The 1,848-nt window shown below is 67.5% G+C and carries 1 protein-coding gene; it reads left to right on the forward strand.

What is annotated here, in order from left to right:
- Positions 1-539 precede the first annotated feature (539 nt).
- On the forward strand, positions 540-1,760 hold the full coding sequence (gene ltrA / locus DFR50_RS31060) for a group II intron reverse transcriptase/maturase (protein ID WP_113894220.1): 1,221 nt from the start codon (positions 540-542) through the stop codon (positions 1,758-1,760).
- Positions 1,761-1,848 lie beyond the last annotated feature (88 nt).

Consider the following 1,848-nt stretch of genomic DNA (forward strand, 5'->3'; position numbering starts at 1 on the left):
CCTCGTGCGTCCGCGAGGACGCTTTGTCAGCGTGGTGGAAGTCCACGCCCGGGCTGTTCGCGAGCCCGGAAGTCGAAGGTAACCGCGTCGCCGCGAGGCGGGGTGGGAAGCAACTGGAGGCGAACCGGCGGTCCGTAGGATGACGAACCTGATTCGGCGGGATGCCGTGGCGAGCTTGCGAGGGTAAGGGCGAAGCCCGGAACAGCCGAAGGCGCTAAAGGCGAATGGCAAAGCGACCTTCGGGCGGCTCACGTGGTTGAGGACGGAACGTCGGGAAGGCGAAGCGGAGGAAGCGGAGAGACCCGTCGCCTCGGGTGAGGGCGGCGGGAGTCAGAGCCTTCATAGTACCGCTGCGGCGAAAGCCGCGAGAGGGTCGGCGAGCAAAACCGCCCCGAGGGAAGGGAGGCAGGAAGCGGAAGGCGGCTTTGGCTGGAGAGGAGCAAGCGACAGGCCCGGCAGTGCCCGCGAGGGCTAAGCAAGGGTCAGAGGCCCGCGATCCCCGCTGGGATTGGGCGGAAGCTTCGATCTGGACGGAGCGCATGACGTCGGCGCTGGACAACGGCGTCAAGGGAGGCAAGTGGTTCTCGTTGATTGACAAGGCCATCCGGCCTTCGACGCTCGAGGTTGCGTGGCGCAAGGTCGCCGCCAACAAGGGGGCGGCGGGGGTGGATGGCGAGAGCGTCGAGCGGTTCGCGGCGCGGTCGGACGACTATCTGCGCGAGCTCAGCGAAAGCCTGAGCGCGCGCACGTATCGCCCGAGCCCGGTCAAGCGGGTCGAGATTCCCAAAGGGGACGGCAAAACCCGGCCCCTCGGGATTCCGACGGTCAAGGACCGCATCGTGCAGACGGCGCTGAAGATGGCCATCGAGCCGATCTTCGAGGCCTCTTTCCGGAACGGCAGTTACGGTTTCCGTCCTGGGCGGGGCGCGAAGGACGCGTTGCGAGAAGTCGACCGGCTGATCAAGGACGGTTACGTCCACGTCGTGGACGCGGATTTGAAGAGCTATTTCGACACGATCCCGCACGACCGGCTGATGGCGCTCGTCGAGGAGAAGATCAGCGATGGGGCGATCCTTGCGCTGATCGAGGGCTTCCTCGGCCAGGACATCATGACGGAGATGGCGAGGTGGCGGCCGACGGCGGGAACGCCCCAGGGGGCGGTTCTGTCGCCGCTGCTGGCCAACGTCTATCTGCATCCGCTCGACCTCCTGATGGAGGCGCGCGGGCGCAGGATGACGCGCTACGCCGACGACTTCGTCATCCTGTGCCGGACGGAAGCGGAGGCGGCCGCGGCGCTCGCCGAGGTCGAAGCGTGGGTCTCGGCCCACGGCCTCGCCCTCCATCCGACGAAGACGCGCATCGGCGACTGCCGACGACCGGGCCAGGGTTTCGAGTTCCTGGGGTACCGGTTCGAGGCGGGTCGCCGGTGGGCGCGCGACAAGAGCCGGAAGGCGATCCGGGACAAGGTGAGGGCGAAGACGAAGCGCAACCGCGGCGATGCGATGGCGCGGATCGTCGCCGACCTCAATCCGATGCTGCGCGGCTGGTTCGAATACTTCAAGCACGCCGCCAAGCCGGAGTTCCCGTCCCTCGACGGCTTCGTCCGCCGACGCCTGCGCGCCATCCTGCGCAAGCAGGCGAAACGCCCCGGCTTCGGACGCTGCGCCGACGACCACCAACGATGGCCCAACGCCTTCTTCGCCAACCTCGGGCTGTTCACCCTCGAAGCGGCCCGGGAGCAGGCGAGACGGTCCCGATGAGGAAATCCGCAACCGGAGAGCCGTGTGCGGGAGAACCGCTCGCACGGTTCGGAGGGAGGGGAGGCGAAAGCCTTCCCTACCCCTATCC

This window comes from Roseiarcus fermentans (assembly GCF_003315135.1).
GTDB lineage: Bacteria > Pseudomonadota > Alphaproteobacteria > Rhizobiales > Beijerinckiaceae > Roseiarcus > Roseiarcus fermentans.